At 46.7% G+C, this 24,849-nt stretch carries 19 protein-coding genes and 1 tRNA gene; 6 read left to right on the forward strand and 14 right to left on the reverse strand.

Annotation, left to right across the window (positions count from 1 at the left end):
• Positions 1 to 31: 31 nt before the first annotated feature.
• Positions 32 to 601, forward strand: a complete 570-nt coding sequence (locus A37S_RS0102090; RefSeq protein ID WP_028295572.1) for an adenylate kinase — start codon at positions 32 to 34, stop codon at positions 599 to 601.
• Between the two features lie 124 nt (positions 602 to 725).
• Complete coding sequence (gene obgE, locus A37S_RS0102095) at positions 726 to 1,730, forward strand: GTPase ObgE (RefSeq protein WP_028295573.1); 1,005 nt, start codon at positions 726 to 728, stop codon at positions 1,728 to 1,730.
• A gap of 33 nt (positions 1,731 to 1,763) precedes the next feature.
• Here the strand turns inward: obgE and A37S_RS0102100 are convergent, their stop codons facing one another.
• The 9 genes from A37S_RS0102100 to A37S_RS0102140 form a co-directional block, all read right to left on the reverse strand.
• Complete coding sequence (locus A37S_RS0102100; protein ID WP_028295574.1) at positions 1,764 to 2,789, reverse strand: cytochrome d ubiquinol oxidase subunit II; 1,026 nt, start codon at positions 2,787 to 2,789, stop codon at positions 1,764 to 1,766.
• A 6-nt stretch (positions 2,790 to 2,795) separates the two neighbouring features.
• Positions 2,796 to 4,130, reverse strand: coding sequence for a cytochrome ubiquinol oxidase subunit I (locus A37S_RS0102105; protein WP_028295575.1), 1,335 nt, complete (start codon positions 4,128 to 4,130; stop codon positions 2,796 to 2,798).
• 164 nt (positions 4,131 to 4,294) lie between these two features.
• A complete protein-coding gene (locus A37S_RS0102110; RefSeq protein ID WP_028295576.1) occupies positions 4,295 to 6,211 on the reverse strand; it encodes a RecQ family ATP-dependent DNA helicase in 1,917 nt (638 codons plus the stop codon).
• Between the two features lie 110 nt (positions 6,212 to 6,321).
• Entirely contained in the window at positions 6,322 to 8,394 is a 2,073-nt protein-coding gene (locus A37S_RS0102115) for a ComEC/Rec2 family competence protein (protein WP_028295577.1), read from the reverse strand.
• 6 nt (positions 8,395 to 8,400) lie between these two features.
• Positions 8,401 to 10,461 carry a helix-hairpin-helix domain-containing protein gene (locus A37S_RS0102120; RefSeq protein WP_028295578.1) on the reverse strand — a complete coding sequence of 687 codons (2,061 nt, stop codon included), beginning with the start codon at positions 10,459 to 10,461 and terminating at the stop codon, positions 8,401 to 8,403.
• Positions 10,451 to 11,257, reverse strand: a complete 807-nt coding sequence (locus A37S_RS27380) for a PorV/PorQ family protein (RefSeq protein ID WP_028295579.1) — start codon at positions 11,255 to 11,257, stop codon at positions 10,451 to 10,453. The genes A37S_RS0102120 and A37S_RS27380 overlap by 11 nt, the downstream gene beginning before the upstream one ends.
• A gap of 252 nt (positions 11,258 to 11,509) precedes the next feature.
• On the reverse strand, positions 11,510 to 12,160 hold the full coding sequence (gene lolA1, locus A37S_RS0102130) for an outer membrane lipoprotein periplasmic chaperone LolA1 (protein ID WP_245586288.1): 651 nt from the start codon (positions 12,158 to 12,160) through the stop codon (positions 11,510 to 11,512).
• Between the two features lie 71 nt (positions 12,161 to 12,231).
• Complete coding sequence (locus tag A37S_RS0102135) at positions 12,232 to 14,883, reverse strand: FtsK/SpoIIIE family DNA translocase (RefSeq protein ID WP_028295581.1); 2,652 nt, start codon at positions 14,881 to 14,883, stop codon at positions 12,232 to 12,234.
• Positions 14,884 to 15,124: 241 nt separating this feature from the next.
• A tRNA-Val gene (locus A37S_RS0102140) sits at positions 15,125 to 15,199 on the reverse strand.
• Between the two features lie 579 nt (positions 15,200 to 15,778).
• Between A37S_RS0102140 and A37S_RS0102145 the strand changes: the two genes are divergently transcribed.
• Positions 15,779 to 16,687 carry an NAD(P)/FAD-dependent oxidoreductase gene (locus A37S_RS0102145; protein WP_028295582.1) on the forward strand — a complete coding sequence of 303 codons (909 nt, stop codon included), beginning with the start codon at positions 15,779 to 15,781 and terminating at the stop codon, positions 16,685 to 16,687.
• Between the two features lie 39 nt (positions 16,688 to 16,726).
• Here the strand turns inward: A37S_RS0102145 and A37S_RS23225 are convergent, their stop codons facing one another.
• The 4 genes from A37S_RS23225 to pgi all read right to left on the reverse strand — a co-directional run bounded on the left by A37S_RS23225 (position 16,727) and on the right by pgi (position 22,004).
• A complete protein-coding gene (locus tag A37S_RS23225; RefSeq protein WP_084163716.1) occupies positions 16,727 to 17,947 on the reverse strand; it encodes a PQQ-dependent sugar dehydrogenase in 1,221 nt (406 codons plus the stop codon).
• 44 nt (positions 17,948 to 17,991) lie between these two features.
• The gene (locus A37S_RS0102155) at positions 17,992 to 19,308 is read right to left on the reverse strand and encodes a PQQ-dependent sugar dehydrogenase (RefSeq protein WP_051292642.1); all 1,317 of its coding nucleotides are present in this window, start codon (positions 19,306 to 19,308) and stop codon (positions 17,992 to 17,994) included.
• 105 nt (positions 19,309 to 19,413) lie between these two features.
• On the reverse strand, positions 19,414 to 19,926 hold the full coding sequence (locus A37S_RS26005) for a hypothetical protein (RefSeq protein WP_051292643.1): 513 nt from the start codon (positions 19,924 to 19,926) through the stop codon (positions 19,414 to 19,416).
• A 431-nt stretch (positions 19,927 to 20,357) separates the two neighbouring features.
• Positions 20,358 to 22,004: a glucose-6-phosphate isomerase gene (gene pgi, locus A37S_RS0102170; RefSeq protein ID WP_028295584.1), complete on the reverse strand. Its 1,647-nt coding sequence runs from the start codon at positions 22,002 to 22,004 to the stop codon at positions 20,358 to 20,360.
• 141 nt (positions 22,005 to 22,145) lie between these two features.
• On the opposite strand from pgi, the gene A37S_RS0102175 reads away from it, so the two are divergent.
• The 3 genes from A37S_RS0102175 to A37S_RS26015 all read left to right on the forward strand — a co-directional run bounded on the left by A37S_RS0102175 (position 22,146) and on the right by A37S_RS26015 (position 24,594).
• Positions 22,146 to 22,895, forward strand: a complete 750-nt coding sequence (locus tag A37S_RS0102175; RefSeq protein ID WP_028295585.1) for a glucose 1-dehydrogenase — start codon at positions 22,146 to 22,148, stop codon at positions 22,893 to 22,895.
• A gap of 117 nt (positions 22,896 to 23,012) precedes the next feature.
• Entirely contained in the window at positions 23,013 to 24,128 is a 1,116-nt protein-coding gene (locus tag A37S_RS23240) for a lipase family protein (protein WP_051292645.1), read from the forward strand.
• Positions 24,129 to 24,135: 7 nt separating this feature from the next.
• Entirely contained in the window at positions 24,136 to 24,594 is a 459-nt protein-coding gene (locus A37S_RS26015; RefSeq protein WP_157278315.1) for a hypothetical protein, read from the forward strand.
• Positions 24,595 to 24,611: 17 nt separating this feature from the next.
• On the opposite strand, the gene A37S_RS28250 is transcribed toward A37S_RS26015, so the two are convergent.
• Positions 24,612 to 24,849, reverse strand: a 238-nt coding sequence (locus A37S_RS28250; RefSeq protein WP_028295586.1) for a transposase, incomplete at its 5' end; no start/stop codon positions are given.

Consider the following 24,849-nt stretch of genomic DNA (forward strand, 5'->3'; position numbering starts at 1 on the left):
CGATTAGGCTTTTTTTATCAATTAGGACGCTATGCTAAACTTGGTATTATTCGGCCCTCCGGGAGCTGGCAAAGGGACTCAATCTGAAAAATTGATAGAGAAGTACAATTTGGTACATATTTCTACCGGTGATCTGTTCAGGGCGCATATCAAAAACCAAACGGAACTAGGGAAACAAGTAAGCAGCCTCATCGCTGATGGCCAGCTGGTACCGGATTCCATCACCATTGCCATGCTGGAAAAGGAAATCGAGAAAAACCCGACAGCCAAAGGTTTCATCTTTGACGGATTTCCACGTACGGTAGCGCAAGCCGAAGCACTAGACAAATTCCTTGAAAGCATCGGTACGAGCATATCGGGCGTGGTAGCGCTGGATGTAGACGAAGCTGAGCTGACAAAGCGCATCGCCGAACGCAAAAAGATAAGCAATCGTGCTGACGATGATGCCGACAAGTTGCAAAAGCGAATTGCCGAGTATTTCAACAAGACCATTCACGTGCTCCCGTACTATGAGCAACAAGGCAAACTGGCCAAGGTAAATGGTATTGGCGACATTGACACTATTTTCAATAATATCAGTAAGGAAATAGATAGTTTTTAATGTTTTCGAAAAAAGAGCGAAGCGTCAATTAATAAATATAATTGGCGCTTTTTCTGTTCATCCAAGCACCACTAACGACCTGCCACCAGACAGGCAGGCAAACATCCACCAATAACAGATAACTATGGCTCAAGGCTCCAATTTTGTCGATTATGTAAAGATATGTTGCCGCTCGGGAAAAGGAGGGGCAGGATCGGCCCATTTGCATCGTGACAAGCACACCGCAAAAGGTGGGCCTGATGGGGGCGACGGAGGTCGTGGCGGACATATCATACTAAAGGGCAACAGCCAACTGTGGACTTTACTGCACCTCAAATACAGAAAGCATATCATCGCCGAAAACGGTGGCACTGGCGGTTCTGCGTTAAAACACGGTGCAGACGGCCAGGATGAGGTATTGGAAGTGCCTTTGGGCACCATTGCGCGCAATGCCGAAACAGGAGAGGTACTGTTTGACATCACGGAAGATGGGGAGACAAAGATTCTCACGGCTGGCGGTCGCGGTGGCTTGGGCAATTGGCATTTCAAAACACCTACCAAACAAACTCCTCGCTTTGCACAGTCTGGCGAAGATGGCAAGGAAGAGTGGATCATTTTAGAGCTAAAGGTATTGGCGGATGTGGGCCTAGTAGGCTTCCCTAATGCCGGAAAATCGACTTTACTATCCGTAGTCTCTGCCGCAAAGCCTGAAATTGCAAACTATCCCTTCACTACCTTGGTACCCAATCTGGGTATCGTTTCCTACCGAGACAACAAATCCTTTATCATGGCCGATATCCCAGGGATTATAGAAGGAGCATCACAAGGAAAGGGATTGGGTTATCGCTTTTTAAGGCATATTGAACGCAACTCGGTCTTGCTATTTTTGGTCCCGGCGGATACCGATCGTAGCATTCAGGAAGAATATGATATCCTGCTAAAGGAACTGACAGCGTACAATCCGGAATTGCTGGATAAGCCGCGCCTACTAGCCATCAGCAAATCGGATTTGCTAGACGAAGAGCTGATAGCGGAAATGAAAAAGGAGCTTCCGCACGACATACCTTCCGTATTTATATCGGCCGTAGCACAGACTGGCATCGCTCCACTGAAAGATCTAATCTGGAAGGCAATTAATCAAGACGCATAGAAAAAACTACTTCCATTCATTGTTGTGCATCGGTCATGCATCGTGTCCTATCACCTCTTTATTCTCTTTACCAAAGGAATACATCAGATAAAACAATGCTGGTAGTATAAAGATGCTCCCTATCAAAAGGGCCCATGCCAATGTTGCTATCGTTTTTGGACTTCCCACATCCTCGAGCAACGAAAGTGCTTGTCCGCCATGTAACAAGACGATATTTGGAAAGTGGGTGGAAGTAGCGGCAAACAAGATCATCGTAACCTGAAAGCCCGCCAAAATGCGCAAAAGCACCGGTGAGCTCACATATAGGCTTTTCCACATAAACAATAGCGAGGCTATGGCCAATACAATGGCAATAACGTTCACTGTATGGCCGAAAATCCATTGGGCCAAAGGCACGCCCGAATAGGCCGCAGTGGCAAATACCAATGCACCAAAAACAAAGGCAGCGATAATCATAAATTTGGCCTTGCGAACAAACAGGGCTTTGTCGCTCTGTTCTTTTACCTCTCCGATAATATAGATTGTGGCCAGATAGCCGCAGATAGCCACCGTAAAACATCCTACCGACACACAGAACCAATTGAGCCAGTTGAGCACATAGGCGTCCAGAAAGTTGTCGGCCTGCGGATTGATCGTGCCAGAAACGGTAGTTCCGGCAATGATGCCAAGGAAAAATGGCGTAACGGCACTGGAATAAACAAAAATTTTGCTGTACACCTTTTGCCACCTGTCGTCTATGGCATCATAGTTACGAAACGTAAAAGCCGTGCCCCTTGCGATAATCCCAAGCAGCATGGCCGCCAATGGAATATGGACATAAGTGGACATCAAGGTATATATCTGAGGAAAGCCCACAAAGAGAATCACCACGGCAATGATGAGCCACATATGGTTGGCTTCCCATACAGGGCCAATGGCCTTGTACATGATATTTCTGGTATGCAGCTTATTTCCCTTGGAACTAAATAACTCCACAATGCCGGCGCCAAAATCGGCTCCCCCCAAAAGCAGGTACAACCATATAGAAGCCCATAGGTAGGCAATGACTACATATAGCATAATTCCTTAGTTTTTATCCAAATAATCCGGGCTATTCACGTCATAGAGCTTGCTAACCATCAATATCTGCCTATAGAGCAGGAATACTACAATGGCCGAGAGCGAAACGAATACAGCCGTAAACAAATAAAACGAATAGACCAGACCGGGCATGGGTGTAACCGCATCGGCCGTGCGCATCACACCATAGATAATCCATGGCTGCCTTCCTATTTCCGTTACCATCCAGCCAGCTTCCAGAGCGATGTACCCCAATGGAGTAGCCAGCACAAAAAGCCGCATTAGCCATTTCTTGGACAAAGGTTGCTTCTTCAACGCAAGCAACACGAGATAAACGACACCCAAAAGCAGCATCACCATTCCAAGTCCTACCATTACCTGAAAGGAATAGTGGGTAATGGCTACCGGCGGTCTATCCTCTTTAGGAATATCTACCAATCCAGTCACCGGCTTTGAAGCATCACCATGTACCATCCAGCTAAGAAGTCCGGGAAGTTTGACAGCATATTTAACCGATTGGCTTTCCTCGTCGGGCACACCTCCTACGATGAGCGGAGCATGAGCCTCGGTATGAAAATGAGCTTCCATGGCCGCCAGCTTAGCGGGTTGGCGCTTGGCGACATCCTTGGCAGAGAAGTCGCCACTCAGTGGCTGCAATATGGCTGCTATAGCCGCACAAAATGCGGCTATTTTGAATGCCTTGCTATGAAATTCGACATTTTTCTGGCGCAAGATCATCAGCGCATGCACCCCCGCAACGGCAAAACCCGTGGCCGAAAAAGCGGCAATGCTCATATGTATAGACTGGCTGAGCCACGCCTCATTGAACATGGCTTTCATGGGGTCGACATTTAGGTACTCGCCATTCACAAAATCAAATCCGGCAGGACTGTTCATCCAAGCATTGGCCGCCACGACCAATATACCCGAAGCCAGTCCGCTGATTCCCACTACGACTCCCGTGAACCAGTGGAACCATTTGTTGAACCTTCCCCATCCATACAGGAAAAATCCCAAAGCAATCGCCTCAATGAAAAAGGCCGTGCCCTCCAGCGAAAAGGGCATACCGAAAATAGGGCCTGCATGTTCCATGAACTTGGGCCATAGCAAACCCAATTCAAAGGACAGCATCGTACCGGAAACGGCGCCAGTTGCAAACAATATGGCCACACCTTTGCTCCATGCCTTGGTAAGGCCTTTATACATTTCGTCTCCAGAACGCAAATACTTAAAATGGGCAATAGCCATAAAGAAGGGCATAACCATGCCTACACATGCAAATATGATATGAAAGCCCAATGAAAGAGCCATTTGCGAACGGGCAGCAATAAAATCGTCCATATGGCATACTCGTTTAAGTGTACCTGACAAACCTAGCCCAAAATAAAGAAACTTACAAGGTCAAACTATTATTTTAATCGGCCTAGCCCATCTTGGAGCTCTCAAGAGCCACACCATGAAAAAAGCAATCGACTGACCGAATATTTGATTTGCATCCGACAAGTTCACGAGAGCTTCTTATTCAACACATACAGCTCTTTTTCTATAATCAGGATACCCTCATCTACCATTTCCCTAATGGCATGAATATACAAGTCTTCTTCGTTCGTATCTACATCTGCTAGCAGTGTCTTAAGGGCCCTAGCTTCGCTCTCCAATGCAGTAATGATCTCTTGCCTTATCTGTTCTATGCGCGACTCGGCCTTCTTGCCCTGGAGCCGCAGGCACACATCGCAGATACCGCAGCGCGTAGCATCATGCTCGTCGAAATAGTCTAACAAGCTTACACTCCTACATAGGTCATCATCCAAAAAGCGCATTACCGCCTTAAGCTGCTTTTTCCCTACTGCCTTGCGCGCCTCGATATGCTGTCTATCGACCTCAAGGTGCTGCGAGTCGCTCCTGGGCAAAAGAAATTGCAGCTGGGGCTTATCGGTTTGCGGAATATAGCTTATCACCTCAAATTTCTGCAGCTGCTCCAGCATATCGATCACCTTGCTGATCGGCAGGCCCATTTTGCGAGCCAAATCAGATTCCCGAAAAGAAATATAACGGTCAAACGCATTGCCATATGCCCTAAGGATAGTCTTAATAAAGCTATCCAGATGGGCATGCGCTACCTGAAAAGTATATAAGTCGCTCGGGTTAACCTCAAACTGCAACCGTGACGGCAAATAGACATTTTCCGTCAAGGCAATCCATTCACTCCGTTCAAGGAACTTCAATGCGCTCAATGTTTTGAGTACATCCAGCTGATAGCGTGTACAAAAATCACCAACATCGAAATTAAAGGTCATAAACTGTCCGGCACCATATGCCAACTGATAATAGTTGCATAGATGGTAATAGATCTGCCTAATTTCTGCCACAGTGGGAAAGCTCGCCAAGAAGTTTGTCTCCAGCCTTTCCTTATCGCCTTCGTTATAGAGCAATACTGCATAGGCTTTTTGTCCATCGCGACCGGCACGACCAGCCTCCTGGTAATAGGCTTCTAGGGAACTTGGCACATCCATGTGCACCACGAAACGTACATCCGGCTTGTCTATCCCCATACCGAAGGCATTTGTGGCTACAATAACTTGTGTGTGATTTCTCCGCCATGCGTCCTGTTTTGCTCCCCTATCGGGCGTGCTCAATCCCGCATGGTAGAAATCGGCACTCACCTTTTCCTGCAATAGGTAGCGGGCTATTTCCTGGGTTTCGCGCCTGTTCCTCACGTAGACAATGCCACTACCGCCCACCTTACGGATGATGTTGAGCAATCGTGAAAACTTGGATTCCTCCTTCAGCACTATGTAAGCTAGATTGCTTCTAGCAAAGCTGGTCCGAAAGACCGCATTGCCGCGATCTGGCTTTCTGAATGCCAACTTTTGTTGTATATCTTCCACAACCTGCTCTGTAGCCGTCGCCGTCAGCGCAATAAAGGGCACATCTGGCTGCAGCTCCCTCAAGTCAGACAAATGCAAATAAGGAGGACGGAAATCATAGCCCCATTCACTTATACAATGCGCCTCGTCAATGGCGAAAAGATTCACCTTCATGTACCTTATGCGTTCACGCACCAACTCACTCATCAGCCTTTCCGGCGACAGGTAGAGAAACTTGATGGCGCCATATACGCAGTTGTCCAAGGCAATATCCACCTCTCTTTTGCTCATGCCCGAAAAGATTGCCATCGCCTGAATACCTTTGGACCGCAGAATCTCAACTTGATCTTTCATCAGTGCAATCAAGGGGCTTACCACTATACAGATTCCTTCCATGGCCATTGAAGGTACCTGATAGCACAGGGACTTTCCGCCACCGGTGGGCATCAAGACCAGCGTATCCCTGCCTTGCATGACATGGTCAATAACCTCTCGCTGCAAAGGCCGAAATTGCTTATGATGCCAATATTTAAAAAGTATTTCGTCCAAATCCACGCTGGTTTACCTCCTCAATCCAAACTTAGCTAAATCGTCCTTTATATGCAAATGACTTTAAGCAGAGAAAAACATGCATGTAGCCGTCCAATAGCTATCTCTCAGAAAACTCATTCGGAAATATATGCGTAGCTATCCTTCAAGGGATAAAACTTCCACTGTCGTTTAATGGCCAAACTTTGTGCTTCTTGTACTGTTTCGGTTTTATTACTACCATCTACAATGAGTGTAATATGAGACAAAGAATTTGACAGTGCTTGTAAGTCGACAATTGCATTGCCACGAAGCAGCACAAAATCTATATTGTCGGGTATATCTTCTATAGACACGTTTTTTTCCAAGACAAGTATATGCCAATCGCCCATACGAAACAGATAGCTTTTATGCTCATCCGGCATAAACTTTTTTTCAGCACAATGAAATCGATCGAGAAAGGGCTGCACCGAATAGCGAAATTGACTGTTAGTGGGTCCGTCCAAATTGGAAAGGCACAAAGCCTTCATTCCATCGGCATAGCTGATAGCCCAGCTTTGATTAACCTGATGAAAAACCAACCGTGCATGACCGTGGTGTTCGAAATACGTAAGCAGCTGCGAGAAGGCAAGAACAATGAAAGAGACAAGGGTCGCTATGAAGGCGCTTTTCTGCCTATGGAAGAATGCCCATAACGTAAAAACTATCAGGCAGTACCACAGCAACGTCTGCCAAACAGAAAGCCATACGCCGCTAATGGATGCAAAGGGCAATTTGGACAAGAAAGACAGGCCGTCCATGGTACATAGAGTCAATCGTTCGAGAATATGAGACAGGGCATAGGCAGCTTTGCCGTAAGGCAAAAAATGCACCAATATGCCACCATACACCATTAAGGTGGCTGGCAGCCCTATGAATAGGTTACCCAAGAGGAAATAATTGGGAAACAAGTGAAAATAGAACATCGAAAGCGGGGTGGCAAAAAGCTGTGCCGATAAGGAAATGGAGCAAGCATCCCTGGCTTGCCTCAAGACCCAGTTCGCAACGGGCATCCACCGGTTAAGCACTTGATAGAGCCAAGCAATTCCAAAAACTGCCAAATAGCTCAATTGAAAACCCACATCTAGCAAAAAAAGGGGATTGAACAAAAGGAGCACAAAAGCGGATGCCGCTATCGTATTGAACGCCTGATGTTGTCGGGAAAAAGATTGGGCGGTGACCACAAAACTGATCATGACAGCTGCTCTCAATGTAGAAGGGGCCATCCCCGTGAGCACGCAATATGCCCATATAGCCAGAACAATTAAGACATACCTAAACCACCTTATAGACCTACTGCCTTTCATCCAGCCCAGGAGGAAGGCAAGGAGCCAATACACCATGCCCACATGCATTCCCGATACGGAAAGTACGTGGATCGTTCCCGTTGTAGAAAAGGCCTGATAGAGATGATCGTCTATCTCTGCCCTGTAGCCTAGCACCAAAGCACTGAGTACATTAAAAGCCGTCTCGTTCTTGATATAGAACCGATACTTTTCCAATAATTTCTGCCGCCACTTTAGCGCCAGACTCACAATCGGATTCCCTCTGCTAATGTCCATATGCAGCACCTGCTCCTCCCTCAGAAATGCTTGGTGATAGATTTGCCTATTGGAAAGATATCGTTGATAATTGAATTCGTTGGGATTTTTGGGCCCTTCTACCACGCGGTAGTCTTGTGGCAATACCAGCATTTCGCCATAGCCCCAATCACTCGCCGGCAACTCGTCCGTCGAGACGTTCACCAGCAAGCGCCCATCCGCTGGTATCCACTTTCTCTTTTCCCTCACACCTATCACTTCAAAATCAAACCGCATCCGACCATTCTTTTCTATCGCTTCCGAACGGATGTAGCCAATCAGCTCCTCTCCTGAGGACCTGCTAAAATGCATCTCATTGACCGAGGGCTGCACGCGCCATACCAATAGCAGGCCCACGGTCATCAAGAAAAGAAAAACCAATAGGCCATGAAGTGTTATTTTCTTGCTATTCCACTTTTTAAAAAAACGGCAAAGCGCAATGGCAAACAATAAAGCAGCACAGGCAGCATAAGCTATGGAAAGACAAGACGGCGTTGGAGAGACGAAAAAAGCAACTAGAATACCCAGCACATAGGCGATCAAAAACCGCACAAATGGAATACTGCCTTTATACCATCTTTCTTTTTCCATGGCTTCTTAAAGTTGACATCGCAATTGCACCTTCACCTCCGACCGCCTGTTTCCCTGTATCTCGTCTAGGCCGGATCCAATGGTATCCCTATCGCGATAGGTAAAACCCGCATAGCGAATCCATGCATCCAGACCTTTCGCTATTTTCCATCGTGCATTCATATAATAGCGAATACCCTTGCCACTGTATTGCGGAAAGGAATAGGCATACAGCACGTCGTTCTCAAAAGCGTATATCCTTGTATTATATCCAGAGGTATTGAAATAACCGATACGTCCATTAAAGCTCAATCGGGTCTTATATAACTGGTAGAAAACATCTTGATAGACCATATAGCCCTTCTCCCTATCACCTCCTTTATCATAAAGGATGTACTCCACCCTATTGCGAAATCGCCAGGCATCATTGCCGCGATATTGTAAGTCCAGCCGCATTTGCTGCCTTTTTACGCTTTGCAAAGCATCGAAGGCGCTCTCGCCACCTTCGTTTTCTGCCTTATCCCGGTACCTGTACCGCAGGAGGATACGCGTGGTTCTTTGCGGCGAATAGGTCAATTGGGTAAAGAGGTCGAGCCCATTCGATGGCGCGTCTACCCGATAGCGCAGCCACGGAAAGCTAAAGTGATCGGCATAGGCCACCCACTCCAATTGTCTATGAGGCTGAAAGCTCAGTCCCGAATAGAAACCTCGTTCATTGCTTGCTTCGCTCCCTTCGGCAATGGCCTGGTTGTAAAGCACGTCGTATTCTTTTTGATAATGGCGATGAAATACCAGAGCTGACAGCTGATGGGAAAGGCTGAATATGGCCCCATTAAGATAGGCGAAGCCCCGCCCCCACTGGTAGGCCCCTTCACCATATACATAGGCATTGCCCGCATTGAAATCGTAGTAAAGGGATGTCTGATCGCTCCTGCTCCCAGCGAAGGCAAAACGGTTGTACAGTCTATCGGTTGGCTGCCAAAACCCGTCAAACTCCATATGATAGTACGTTGCTCCCAGCTGAAAATACCGTCCCCTATATAGGGTATTGGCACCATACAACCATTGGCGAAGGCTATTTCTGTTAGCTGCCTCACTTGGCGTCCTATGCAGTCCTGTCTGGCTTATGCTGCTGAATGAGCGCATGCCATTTACGCTATCCTGCATGGTAGCGGTCATTGGTTTGTAGGAAACAAAGGGCGTAAAGGAAATCCTACCCTTAACATAAGTTGCCGCAAGACCTCGTAGGTAAAAATATTCATTGGAAGAGGTATAAGGGCGCAAACCCTGCTCCTGACGTGCCATCATCTGGAGCATGCTGCCCTTCCCGAAGGCCATGCCTGTCCAGATGCCCAGTCCTTGCCCAAATTGGAGGCCGAAGTCGCCAATGACGATTTTCTGCCAGTTTCCCAGCTGTCGCAGGTACAAGCTGGCAGAATAAAAGTCAAAGCCCTGGGCCTGCGCTCCACCAAAGAAACGTTCGCCTGCGTCCTTTTTCATGTTGATAGAGAATTGGACCTTATCGCGAAAGGCATAGCGGTAGCGCACAAAATAGCGGTCGGGACTGCCCAAATACCTGGATCTTCCCGAACTATCGGCAATGCGGTATCCTCTTGCCAAAGGCATTGATCTTCCATAGCGCAACATCAGGTCGTGTTCGCCTTCCTGGAAGTACGCCCTTAGATTTGCATGTAGCCACTCGGTCTTGTCGTACACCGCAACAAAGGGCAAAAGGAAGCGAAGCGTGTTCATATCCATCCCTTCCACCGCCTGCAGTTCGTACACGGAAATGAAGTCGCCGCTCTCCCGCCTGTGGGCAAGCAAATTCCTGATCTGCCAAGCCGAAACGAAGCCCAGCGCCTGCAAATCCCTACCATCTGTCCGATTGAGGTCTATGGGATTTTTCAGGTAGTGATGCAGACGTTCGGTCAATTCCGAATAGTCGAAATCCTCCCCGAACTGCTCGGCCATCTCTTCCATCAGCTGTTCCAAGAGGACTTCCATGTCGCCTGCTTCCCCTTCCGACTGACCGAAAACATGCATAGTCAACAGAATGGACATTACTGCCAAACAACGCCTAAAAGCCATAGCCCAAAACAATTTGTGGCGATACACCGAGCCGACGATGGATAGCCGATGAAAAATCCAACTGAAATTGGTTTCCGTGCAGGCCCAAACCCATGAAATGCATGAATGGGTTGAGGGCTGTTCCGCCACGAATGAGCACCAGATTGCTGATGCTGTACTCCAAACCCAAGCGGAAGTCATGTCTACTTTCGTTTGGAGAATAAACCTGATCGGCCACCAAGAGCAGTTCAGGGCTCATTGCATATGCCGCCCCCAAACGTAGCCGCATGGGCAATTCTGCCGCCCACTCGGCCTCATATGCAGCATTGGCCAAGTTGCCGCCAGCAAGTCCCAAAGACCACCTCTCGTTCACAAGGTATCGCACGCCAAGGTCCAGCGAATAGACTTTGGTATTCACATACCTGGAAATCTGCAATTGATGAAAATTGAGCTGTGTGCCCATGGACAGATTTGGACCAAATTGCCGTGCATAGGCCATCCCGACCCTTGTCTCGCTGTAAAGCCCATCCACGCCATAGTTAGCCAATTGAAGTCCTAAGGCACTATTTCCAATGGGCAAACCCAATAGCAAGCCATTGGTGCTAATATCGTCGTTCATGAAATGACGTTGATGATAAGCGCCAATCCCAAAACCGGAAATCGAGCTCCAAGCACTGGCATTGAACATGGATGTTTCCATCCCTCCCAGCGCGGTACCGCTATTGCCCATAGCGAGGGACCTGCCAATACCAAGGTCCTGACCTAAGACTGCAGCACCATATAGAAAGAAAAATATTGTAGCAGATTTAGATATCATTTCGGCAAAGGCTAATGATACATCGCTACTAAATTAACAAAAATTATATATTATATCGAAATTAAACACATAAAAACTTTTAAAGAACAAATATTTCTACAAATAGAAAAATACAAGGAATTATTGAGATAAAAATTAAACCAATATCTAAGAAACTACCCTAATAAAAAAGCCGTACAACATATAGTCGACGGCTTTACGGCTTTTATACGGATGGCAACTAGGTAGTTGGCCAAGCAAAGATCCTGAAAATCACCTTAAATCTACCAGTTCATATTGCGGATACTTGCTTTTATCATAGGTAAATACTTCGTTGCCTATGTTAGCGGCAGTCTGCAATTTCTTGATGGTATAGGTGTACATGCTACCACTTTTGTCAAATACAGTGGCATCATATATTTCCTTTGTCGCATTATTGATCCTTAGGCGGATCTTAGAATATTGCCTTTTGGTATCCATGGGCGATAGGTCTACCACCTTCAACACGGTAGCACCCAATTTCTCATCCTTTGCCAAAGTCGATTTGAAGCCCTTATCATAAAAGGTAAACAGGTTGGCAGGGCTGATGGATTGGTCATTGTGGTCTACCTCGGTCAACTGCACTTCCCTTTCTTCCTTCAATATAGACCACTGGCTTTTGCCATCCGAGATAATCGTCTGGTCGGCCATATCCACCTTGTACTTATCCGCTTTTAAATCCAAGAAAGCTACCCCATCGTCCCCAAAGGTATTTTGCTGCTTCTTGTCGGTAACTTTCAATGAAAAATCCAATTTCAGTTTGGAATATCCGTTATATTTCTGGCCGACTTCCTGCATAAGTTTTTGCGCAACCGAACCAGTTTGTGAAAAAGCCAAGTTACCCAAAACGAGCAATAAGACCGCCAACATCCATTTCTTCATCATGTACATCATTTTCCCCTTTCGTTTCAGTTTAGACGCTAGCAATCTCGTTAAGTTTAAAAACAGAAAGAAGGTTAGTCTTTGCCGCCATTATTCAAGGTATCCAAGTATTGTTCCAATGAATATTCATCTGGGTAGAGTACATCCCGCGCCTTGCTTCCCTCAAATGGACCTACTATCCCAGCTGCTTCCAGCTGGTCGATGATGCGCCCTGCTCGGTTATACCCCAATTTGAGTTTCCGCTGTATCAATGAGGTAGACCCTTGTTGGTGCATCACGATGAGCCTGGCCGCGTCTTCAAACAAGGCATCCCTATCGTTTACCAGGTCTACATCGGCTGCACCACTGCCCTCACCATTTTCGTCCACATACTCTGGCAGCATGAAAGCCGATGGATAGCCTCTCTGGTTGCCGATAAATTCAGATATTTCTTCCACCTCTGGCGTATCTACAAACGCACACTGAATGCGGATCAGATCGCTTCCCGTGGCCAGGAGCATATCTCCCCGCCCTATCAACTGGTCGGCACCTCCCGTATCGAGAATGGTGCGCGAGTCGATCTTTGACAAGACGCGAAAGGCCAAACGCGCGGGAAAGTTGGCTTTGATCGTTCCCGTGATGATATTTACCGAAGGCCTCTGGGTAGCAATTACCAAGTGGATGCCCACGGCACGGGCCAACTGCGCCAAACGCGCGATAGGTGTCTCCACCTCCTTGCCTGCCGTCATCATCAAGTCGGCAAACTCATCTACTATAAGTACGATGAATGGCAGAAAACGATGTCCTTCCTCTGGATTGAGCCTGCGGTTTACAAATTTGGCATTATACTCTCTCAAGTTCCTCACCCCAGCATTTTTCAGCAAATCGTAGCGCTGATCCATTTCAATACACAGCGAGTTGAGCGTATTGATGACTTTTTTGGTATCTGTGATGATGGCATCGTCTTCTCCGGGCAATTTAGCCAAGAAATGGCGCTCGATAGTCTTGAACAGGGACAGCTCCACTTTCTTTGGATCTACCAAAACAAATTTCAATTCGGCTGGATGCCGCTTGTACAAAAGCGAGGTCAAGATGGCATTAATACCCACCGACTTACCTTGTCCCGTAGCTCCTGCTACCAAAAGGTGGGGCATTTTGGCCAAATCGGCAATATAAACCTCATTGGAGATGGTCTTGCCCAATGCAATAGGCAGGTCCATATCGGTATTCTGAAACTTCTCCGTAGCAATGACCGAACGCATGGACACCATCTCTGGCTTTGTATTGGGCACTTCAATGCCTATGGTGCCCTTGCCGGGCATGGGGGCTATTATGCGGATACCCAAAGCGGCCAAGCTTAGGGCAATATCGTCTTCTAGGTTCTTGATTTTGGAAATCCTTACCCCTGGCTTTGGAATAATCTCATACAAGGTCACCGTAGGGCCAATGGTAGCCTTTATCTTATCTATCTCGATATTATAATTGGCCAGGGTTTCGACAATCTTATCCTTGTTGGCTTCCAGCTCGGAATTGTTCACCATGATCTTTCCCGAACCATAGTCTTTCAGCAAATCTAAGGTAGGGTAGCGATATCCCGATAAGTCCAGTTTTGGATCATATGGCCCAAACTCTTCCACCAGTGATGCAGCCTTGTCTACAGGCTTTTCCTCCTTTACTTGTTCCACTGTCAGGGTCAACGGCTCATCTGGCACCGACTCCTCCACTTCAAACGTCAGCTCCTCCTTCTTTGCCGGAGTTTCCTTGATTTCGTTCTTTGCAAAGGATACCTCACGCCCATCGGTTTTCTCCAGTTCCAGTTCAAGGCCCTTATTCTCTGCTGTCTTATCCTGATCTTGCTGTTGTGGAGCTTTCACATCTAGTTGTTGGCTCAAGCGCCCGCCGTCTGCAGCCATGGGCCTTTCTGGCACCTTGATACGGTTAAAACGAAAATCGCCTTCTTCTTGATTTTCATCCTCGTCCATACTTTCATCGTCCTCCAACGCCTGTTCTCCATCGCCATACAGCTTAATGCGTTTTTTACGTTCAGGCAATTTGAAATCCACGTTAAAGGCAATGACTAAGGCCGTAAGACCTGCAAAAATCAAGAATCCAGCTACACCGGTACGACCTATCTGCGCCTGTAGCAAGCGGTTGCTCCAAAAGCCAAATTCGCCTTCCATAAAATGGGGGTAATTGTTGACAATGCCGTGAAAAAAGCCGATCGTAAGCGAGATATACAACAACAGGAAAAAGCCATAAGCAAAGGTTCTGTCCAATGCCACAAGCTTCACTTTGAACAACAAACGATATCCTATGATAAAAAACACCCCTATAAAAAGGAAAGAGGCCACGCCAAACCACTTATATATGAATTGATGGGCCAGCAAGGCGCCAAATTTGCCCAGCCAGTTTTGCACAACGGGGTTATCTATCCCAAGGGCTTCCAATTCTTCCCTACTCTTTGTGAGATTGGACCACCCTCCATTGCTTTCGGATACATAGCTTTGGTCTATTTGCCAAGTAAAAAGATAAGAAGTAAAGGCGACCAAAAAATACAAGGACAGCACTAAAAAGAAAAGCCCCGCTACCTTTATCAACTTGGCGGTAGTGACGCTTGGGATGCTCTTTTCTCTTTTTTTCCCATCCCGCGGAGACTTGCTCTTGTTGGATGGTCTATAGGATGCGCCCTTTCCTTCATCCTCGTTACGTAATGTATTGGTCCTAAAATTATTTCCTTTTACCGGCATACACTATTACTATTCTAGATGGCAAACTTACGCAAAGCCTGCATAAAATTACCAATTTTTGGGCAAATCACTAAAATTTGCCCAACATAATTTCGCAAGAGTGTAAGGACTCCTTTTTAAGTAAAAGCAAAAATTCAGCCTTTAAGGTTCTAGCTGGCCAAATATCAAACAGGTATTCCCAACGAAGTACAATAGGGATAGGTTGAAACAAAAAAAGGTATCCAAATAATGGATACCTCTGTGGGAGCTACTGGATTCGAACCAGTGACCCTCTGCTTGTAAGGCAGATGCTCTGAACCAGCTGAGCTAAGCTCCCGTTTGGGACTGCAAATATAGAGTGTAATTTTATATTTCAAAAATAAATTTCATTTTTTTCGGTTGAACCTTTCCCTCGGAGAATTGCTCGGGTTCAACCATTTTTTGAAGATAGCAGGCCGCACTAAAAACTTTACGGTCCGCAGCAGCTTGCTGCCTCTTGTGTTACACGTTCTTGGATAAGCTGCGCAACCAGCAGTACATTATCTGTGCCTCCCTTCATTGCGAAATTGCTAAAGCTTAGCCCGTCATTGATGGACAAGGACGAACGTAATTAGACCCGTTGGAAATACCAATACAAAGATGGAACAGACTATCATCAATCTTCAGCTATATTGCTCTTGTCAAGAAACTAATAAAATAAAAACTAGACAGTTATATAGGGATTCCTATACCAGTAGTGCATTTCCAAAATGACACGTTAGGATTTTGCCCTCCGGTCTATTACCGTAGGAATATTTTATTGCAACATTATGGCAATAAAATATTATTCCTATCTTTGTGTAGGCTTTTAAAATCACGTGCAAGCAGATCTGCATCAACAAGCACATGGTTTCTGGGCAACACAAAATCCCATTGTATGAAAGAAACCCCTCTTTTTGACGCTATCGTAATAGGCGGAAGCTATGCAGGACTGGCTGCAGCAATGTCTTTGGGCCGTTCCATGAAAACAGTCCTAATCATTGACAGCGGAAAACCTTGCAATCGGCAAACGCCCCATTCGCACAATTTCATTACGCAGGACGGAGAAAAACCAAGTGCCATTGCAGAAAAAGCCAAAGCACAGGTTTTGAACTACGGTACCGTAAAATTCCATAGCGACCTAGCCCTTAGCGGGCGGAAAAACGAGAATGGATTTGCAATTGCTACACAAAAGGGTGGAGAATTTGAAGCGAAGAAACTTATTTTTGCCACAGGTATAAAAGATCTCATGCCAGACATCAAGGGGTTTCCCGAATGTTGGGGAATTTCCGTAATCCACTGTCCGTACTGCCACGGTTACGAATTTCGTGGCCAAAAAACAGGCATTATGGCAAATGGAGAACGGGCATTTCACCTAGCTTCACTGGTCAATAACCTGACCGATAACATCACTATCTTGACTTCGGGAAAAGCGGCATTTACCGAAGAACAACGCACGAAACTGGACAGGCACAACATACAAGTCTTGGAAAAGAAAATTGCGGAAGTAGATCACAAGAATGGACAGATCAAGCAGGTGATTTTCGAAAACGGCGACAAAATGGATTTCACGGCGGTGTATGCAGCTATTCCATTTGAGCAGCATTCGGACATCCCGGTTTCCTTGGGTTGCGAACTGACAGAGCAAGGATATATCAAAGTAGACAATCTCCAGAAAACAACCGCCAAGGGCGTGTTTGCCTGCGGAGATAATTCGGCCATGATGCGTTCGGTCGCCAATGCCGTATTCAGCGGGAACCTAACGGGCGCCATGGTCAATAAAGAGCTCACGGACGAGCAGTTTTAAATAAATTGGCAAATATGCCGATACTTATCCATAATTAAACTAATCTGGCAACACCGCCCATATCGTATTGCCAGCATCGTCTACTACCAGCATATAGCCTTCCTTGGCAAAAGTGACTCCTACTGGACGGCCGTACACCTCGTTTTTGCCCTCATCGGCAATGAAGCCGCTCAGGAAATCCTGCACTTCGCCACTAGGCTTACCACGTTGAAAGGGCACGAATGCCACCTTGTAGCCGGCAAATTGCGATCTGTTCCATGAGCCATGCTGGCCGATATAGGCTCCTTTTGGAAATGCCGCAGAGCGGCTAAAAGCCAAACCGAGAGAAGCCGTATGAGCACCCAAAGCAAAATCGGGCTTTACGCTCTTGGCCACTAGGTCGTCGCGCTCACCTTTCCTTCTTGGTTCCGGATTTTTGCCCCAATAGGCATAGGGCCAGCCGTAGAAAAAGCCCTCTTGCACGCTTGTGATGTAATCTGGCACGAGTTCATCCCCCAAGCCATCACGTTCGTTGACCGCTGTCCACAGCATATTGCTTTCGGGCTCATAATCCAATCCTACCGGATTGCGCAAGCCAGCGGCATACACGCGCTTGCCACTTCCGTCTGGATTGATTTCCAAGATATCGGCCCTATCCACTTCGTGCTCCATCCCGTTCTCGCCCACATTGCTACCAGAACCCACGGTTACAAAGATTTTCTGCCCGTCCTTGCCGGCAAAAAGATTGCGTGTCCAGTGGTTGTTGTATCCGCCGGCGGGCAAGTCCAAAATCTTTTTGCCCTTGGCGGTTATTTTATCCTCACCCGCCCGATAAGGGTATTGCCATACCGCATCGGTGGTAGCCACGTAGAAGCTATCACCCAAAACCAGCATACCGAAAGGCATGTTCAAATCAGCGAGAAAAACCGTTTGCGTATCGGCCACGCCATCTCCATTCGTATCTCGAAACAGCAAGATGTTGTTCCCTTGGCGTGTACGCGCTTGCGATACAAAAACATCACCATTATCAGCCACATACACCCACCGGGGATTGGAAAGGCCGTCGGCAAATTTCACTACCCGGTAACCATCAGGCGCAATTGGTGTCCTATCGGACGGCCAACCGATAACTTTGGATACCTTGCTGGCAGAGGATGTAGCGAAAGGCGCTTTCAATTCCAATTCCCTGCCGTATTCTGATTTATTGTTTTCCTGCGCATACAAAGACATCGCGCCATAGAGTAGTATGCCTATCAAAAAGAAATAGCCTGACTTTATCATATAGATTTAATTTACAACGTATCTATTGGCGGACGCCTCAACAATTAATCAGGCAATACTGCCCATATCGTATTAGCCGAATCATCTGCCACCAGCAGATAGCCGCTCTTGGCAAATGCGACCCCAACCGGTCTTCCATATACTTCATTGGTACTTTTATTGGCGATGAAACCACTCAGGAAATCTTGCACTTCTCCCTTTGGCTTGCCCGCTTCAAATGGCACAAAAGCCACTTTATAGCCTACGAAATCGGATCGATTCCAAGATCCATGCTGACCAATATAAGCACCGTAAGGAAATTTCTCGCCTTTGCTGAACGCCAAGCCCAAGGAGGCCGTATGAGCACCCAACGCATAGTCGGGCACTATCGTCTCATTCACTAGATCTTCGCGTTGCCCTTCAAGGCGAGGGTCTGGATTCTTGCCCCAATAGGCGAACGGCCATCCATAAAAACCACCTTCCTTCACACTGGTGATATAGTCGGGCACCAATTCGTCACCCAATTCGTCCCTTTCGTTGACTGCAGTCCACAACTTACCGCTTTCCGGTTCCCAAGCCACTCCTACCGGATTGCGCAGGCCAGCAGCAAAGATTCTTTCACCGGTTCCATCGGGATTGACCTCCAAGATATCGGCACGCCTTTTCTCCACATCCAACCCTTGTTCGGCTACATTAGTGCCCGATCCTACCGTAATGTATATTTTCTTGCCATCTTTGGAAGCTAGGAGATTCCTCGTCCAGTGGTTGTTATATCCCCCTGCGGGCAAGTCCACAAGCTTCTCCCCTTTCGCTTTTATTGTCGTTTCCCCTGCCTTATAGGGAAATCGTACCAAGCCATCCGTATTGGCCACATAGAAATAATCGCCCAGCACCAACATGCCGAAAGGCTGGCTTAAGCCTTGCAAAAATGTAAATTGCTCGTCGGGAGTACCATCGCCATCGGTATCCCTGAAAAGAAGAATCGTATTGGGACTTTTGCTGGGCGACACATTGCGGCTAGCCTTTTTTTCCTCGGCTTCGCCCTCACGTTCCGTACGGGCCTGTGCCACGAAAATATCGCCATTATCGGCAACGTATATATTACGGGGGCTATTTAAATCGGCGGCAAACTTCACCACCTTGAATCCCGCTTTGGCCACGGGCGTTTTCCCCTCCGGCCAACCTATCACCTTAGCGTATTTGTTCTGGGGCTCCGTGGCCAATGGTTCCACGGGATCAATGGATGAGCCATACTCTACACTTGCAGAGTCTACCACCGGGTCGCCGTCCTGCCCATCACCTTTCTTTGCTCCGCTATTGCAGGCCAACAATAAAGAAGCTCCTCCTAATATAATTACCTTAAATATGTCCTGTAGCTGCATAATCTCAAAGTTTTAATCGCAAAATCATCTTTCAGAATTAACAACAAGAAACAGGACATAAGGTTTTTTATTCCTTGGGAACTCTTGTCATTGGAAATGATAAGATTAAAAAGAAACCGTCAGACGATTCGTCACAAACCTGCTTTCCTTTCTTCTAGCCTTCATATCCGTTTTTATCAAGTGTTCCTTTTCCTTTTCCACTAACCTATACCAGTAAGCAGCAGGAATGGTAGCATTCGAATGTAGCTCAAGTCGAATAGCCATATAATCAGGCGGGCTACGATGCTTGTGGATCAATTGGCTCAACAGTGTCTCGTCAATACCTATGGTATCCGCAAATACCTTTCTTTTCGCCCCCACAATGTCGATATACTTCCGTAGAAAATACCCAAAGTGCTTCTCGGGATCATAGTCTCCTGCGATGTATTCTTCCAGCTGAAATTTCAGCTGCCAAAGCTTCAAAGCAAGCCGATCGTTATCCGTCATTTCCTTTTGGCCCTTTTTACGGGCAATGGCCAGTTGTTCCACTGCCTCCCTTTTTTGTTTATCCGTTAGTGAAACTGGATAAACAAATGCCTCAGCCAGTTCTTCGTCGGTATATTTCTTATCCTTGTTCATAAAAATAATCCTTTAATAGCCCGAGCAATGAGGGGCCTTCCAAATACAACTGTCTGCCAGCAAACTGCATACCATAGCGCTCCATGTAATGTTTTACCAAAGCCGTCTTAGGCACTAGCGACACACATGCACTTACACCATATTTAGTGACTGCCAAACGACCCGAAAACGCAATCAAACAGCCAGCAATCCGTTCGTAAGTTTTATTCCGCCCTATTTGATCCGTCGCGCAAGCCAATAACCTTATTTCGATACGCTGCTCGTCGGGGATATCGATAAGTGCGATTACTCCTGAAATTTCGTCGCTACCATTGACAACCAGTTTATAGATTGAAGTGGTGTCTCATCTCTCTTCGATCCATTCAACAAAGCATTAAAATCTTTGCCTAATCAACCAATGACCAACAAAAGCCGACGAGCAATAGGCAAACTTACCTCCAAACCTTAAACTGGTTGATCAGGCCATTGGTGGAGCTATCATGGCTAATCACCTCTTCTTCTGTTCGCAATTCGGGCAAGATCTTTCCGGCCAGTTGCTTGCCCAGCTCCACGCCCCATTGGTCGAAACTGAAGATATTCCATATAATGCCCTGCACAAAAATCTTGTGCTCATACAAAGCTATTAAGGTTCCGAGCGAGCGAGGGGTTATCTTCTTCAGCAGGAAGGAATTGGTAGGTCTATTGCCCTCGAACACCTTGAAAGGCACCAAGGCATCGATCTTTTCTCCAGACTTTCCAGCAGCGGCAAATTCGGCACGTACTTCTTCTTCCGTCTTGCCGTTCATCAAGGCTTCCGTTTGGGCAAAGAAATTGGAAAGCAAAAGCGTATGGTGTTCGCCTATGGGATTGTGCGATTGTGCCGGCGCAATGAAATCGCAGGGAATGAGTTTCGTTCCCTGATGAATAAGCTGATAGAAGGCATGCTGTCCGTTCGTTCCCGGCTCACCCCAGATGATGGGGCCTGTCTGATAAACGACCGGCTCGCCATTGCGATCCACGTACTTGCCATTGCTTTCCATGTCGCCCTGCTGGAAATAGGCCGCAAAACGATGCATATACTGGTCGTACGGCAATATAGCATGGCTCTCGGCATCGAAGAAATTGTTGTACCATATTCCTAGCAATGCCATGGTAACCGGTATATTTTCCTCAAATGGCGCTTCCTGAAAGTGTTTATCGGCTTCGTAGGCACCTTTCAGCAGCTCCTCAAAATTGTCGTATCCGATACCCAGGGCAATGGACAAGCCGATGGCACTCCAAAGGGAATAACGACCACCTACCCAGTCCCAGAATTCGAACATATTTTGGCTATCGATACCGAATGCTTCTACCGCAATCGTATTGGTACTAAGAGCGACAAAATGCTTGGCAATATCGGTCTCCGTTGCTCCCGATTGCAGGAACCAATCGCGCGCACTGTGTGCATTGGCCATGGTCTCTTGTGTGGTAAATGTTTTGGAGGCAATGAGGAACAAGGTGGTTTCTGGATCCACAGCCTTCAGGGTTTCGACAATATGTGTCCCATCCACGTTGGAGACAAAATGCAGGTTGAGCCGTGTCTTATATGCTTTGAGGGCTTCCGTGACCATCACAGGACCCAGGTCCGAACCGCCAATGCCAATATTGACCACATCGGTAATCTCCTTGCCCGTGTAGCCTTTCCACGCACCACCTATGACCTGCTCACTAAACTGCTTCATGTGATCCAATACCGCACGAACTGCCGGCATCACGTCTTCCCCATTTACCAAGACAGGTTGATCTCCTTGATAACGCAGCGCCGTATGAAGTACGGCACGACCTTCGGTTTCATTGATGAACTCACCAGAGAACATAGCCTTGATGGCTTCGCTTACCTGACACTCCTTTGCCAACTGAACCAACAGGGCCATCGTTTGCTCATCAATTCTGTTTTTTGAGAAATCGAACAACAGATCCTGAAACGACAAGGAAAATTTCTCAAATCGCTGTTCGTCGCCTGCAAACAACTCCCGTAAATGTTTGGGTGCAATATCGATATAGTGACTGCTCAAATAAGCATATGCATTGGTCTTGGTAAAATCTATCTTGGGTAGCATAATCAGAATTTTTTTTGCTAAATTATAATTTTAAATCGTGTTATCGAAGTTTTGTTAGCCCATTGGTGACCAAACTCATTTTTTCAACATCAAAACTAATGCATATTTGTACCTATATAAATCTAAAAAAGCAAAACAGCTATGGGATTACTCACAGGAAAAACAGCATTGGTAACAGGTGGCGGCTCGGGCATAGGCAGATCCATTGCAGAACTATATGCTAAAGAAGGAGCAAACGTCGTCATTTCCGACATCAATGCCCAATCGGGCGAAGAAACGGTGCAACTTATAAAAAGCAATGCTGGGGAAGCATTCTTTGTACAGGCAGATACCTCTAGGGCCGTAGACAATGAACTGTTGGTCTCGAAGACCATAGAGCGCTATGGTTCGCTCCATATTGCTTGCAACAATGCAGGGGTGGGAGGCCCCTCCTCACCCACAGGTGAATATCCTATTGATGGGTGGGACAGGGTAATAGCCATTAATCTTTCTGGCGTTTTCTATGGCTGCCGATACCAAATACCCGCAATGCTAAAGACCGGAAATGGAGTCATAATCAACATGGCATCCATATTGGGGCAGGTAGGTTTTCCCAATAGCCCGGCCTATGTGGCTGCCAAACACGGTGTAGTAGGTCTCACCAAAAACATTGCCTTGGAATACGCTGCCCAAGGACTAAGGGCCGTATCGGTAGGTCCAGCCTTTATCCATACCCCTTTATTGAAAGATATGGACGAGGACACCCTCAAATTCCTTGCCTCCAAGCATCCTGTAGGAAGACTGGGCAGGCCCGAGGAGGTAGCAGAATTGGTATTATGGCTAAGTTCGGACAAAGCATCTTTCACCAATGGCGGATACTACGCAGTAGACGGCGGATACCTTGCCCCCTAGGGTAATGTCTTCGGAGTGAAAGGACAGGACTTGCGTCGCCTAACAAAAACTTAAGGTAAAAATTCAGTTTTCTACACTAAAGATCTACCTTTAGCTCTTATTAGCTAGTAACGTCCTATGAGAGCAGCTTTTGCATGGAGTATCCTATTAATCATAAAAAGCCTTACGGTATTAGCGCAAGGCGACAGCTACAGGTTCAAGACAGGCTTCGATCCAAATGAATATGCCGATTTGATGCATCTGAACGAGGCATTTATGGACACCATTGCCGGCAATCGCTTTATTGATTACGATCCCAACTTTAGCTTCCTGTACCGCTCGCCCAGCATGGGAATGGATAACACCTACGATATATGGAAGGGAAAAGATTCTACGATCGTTGTCACCTTGAGAGGGACCACTGCCGACACCAAATCGCTCTTGGCCGATTTCTATTGTGCGATGATCCCTGCCAACGGGAAAATCGTTTTTGGAGAGAACGATACCTTGGCATATAAACTATCGTCCTTGGAAAACGCCACGGTACATGCCGGGTGGCTTATCGGCTTCGCTTTCATAGCGCGTGATTTCAAACCGAAGCTGGACTCCTTGTACGGTGATGGCTACCGCAAGTTCATAGTTGCCGGCCACAGCCAGGGCGGTGCACTATGCTATTACTTAAGTGCGTGGATGTGGCACTTGAACGAGATCTACCCCGATATCAGGGTGAAGACCTATGCCAGTGCGTCGCCCAAGGTGGGCAATATGTACTTTGCCTATGATTACGACAATACAACGCGGTCTATCTGGACCTTCAGCGTCACCAACTCGGCCGATCTAGTGCCGGAAACGCCCTTCACTACGCAAGTATGGGAAACCGACATGAATCAGCCGAATCCTTTTATCAACATGGAAGAAACTTTCAAGAAACTATCTTTCCTGAAACGAATCATGATGAAAAAAGCCTATAACAAAATGCGCAACAGTGCAAATAAATCCTCTGCCGCCTATCAGAAATACCTGGGAGATTATCTATATAAATGGACACAAAATATTTACCCCCACCTGGAATTGCCACAAGCGGTAAATACAGCGTACTTTGTCCGTCCTGGAGTTCCTATTTCCTTTGTACCAAACGAGGCTTATCGACAATTTTTCGACAAGAACAACGATGGCCCTTATTTCCATCATTCCTTCAAGGCGTACCTATTTTTATTGAATGAATATTATGAAACCTCAAAGAAAAACAATTGAAAAAAACATGAAAAGAACGGCTATCGGCATTTTCGCCTTCCTTGCTTTGGGTATATCGGCCTGCAACAACCCCGCTAAGGAGCAAGAGCAGGCATCTTCCTCTTCCCTCGATACAACCGAAACGTCCTTGGTAGGCAACGATGAGGATGCACATGACTGCAAGGCAAGTGCGGGTTATATTTGGTCTGTACTAAAAAACGATTGCGTTAGGTTATGGGAAGCGGGAGAAAAGCTGTCCCCAATAGAACAAACAAACGATGAACAGGTCTTGGTTGCCTATATCATTTTGAACGAGGACCAATCTAAGGCAGAAATCTTCGTCCCCAATGAACAGGACAACGTAGTACTGAATTCGGTGGAGTCACCTGATGGAAAAATGTTCTCCAATGAAGATTACAAGCTGGAAAAAACCAGCACTGGATGGCTGTTGTCCAAAGGGGGCAAAGAATTATATAGGGTCTGCTGAAAAACTCAATGATTTTTTCAGCAGATTTTTGAGTATTGGGGTATGAGGTTGTAATCTTTGCGCAGATCTACCACATATTTGATTACTATATTGATAATGCAATAAAGTGCTAGCTCGGCCAATTTGACCAAGTTAAGCACCAATACGATGCAGCTAATCCAAGCTTCGCTGGTTCTTGCTAGACGAGCTAAAATGAGATTCATTCCGTAACCAGTCTTTGCTTGACCAAACTTTCCTTCGATCGGATTGCGTTCT

The sequence above is a fragment of the Olivibacter sitiensis DSM 17696 genome (genome assembly GCF_000427965.1).
Taxonomy (GTDB): Bacteria; Bacteroidota; Bacteroidia; order Sphingobacteriales; family Sphingobacteriaceae; genus Olivibacter; species Olivibacter sitiensis.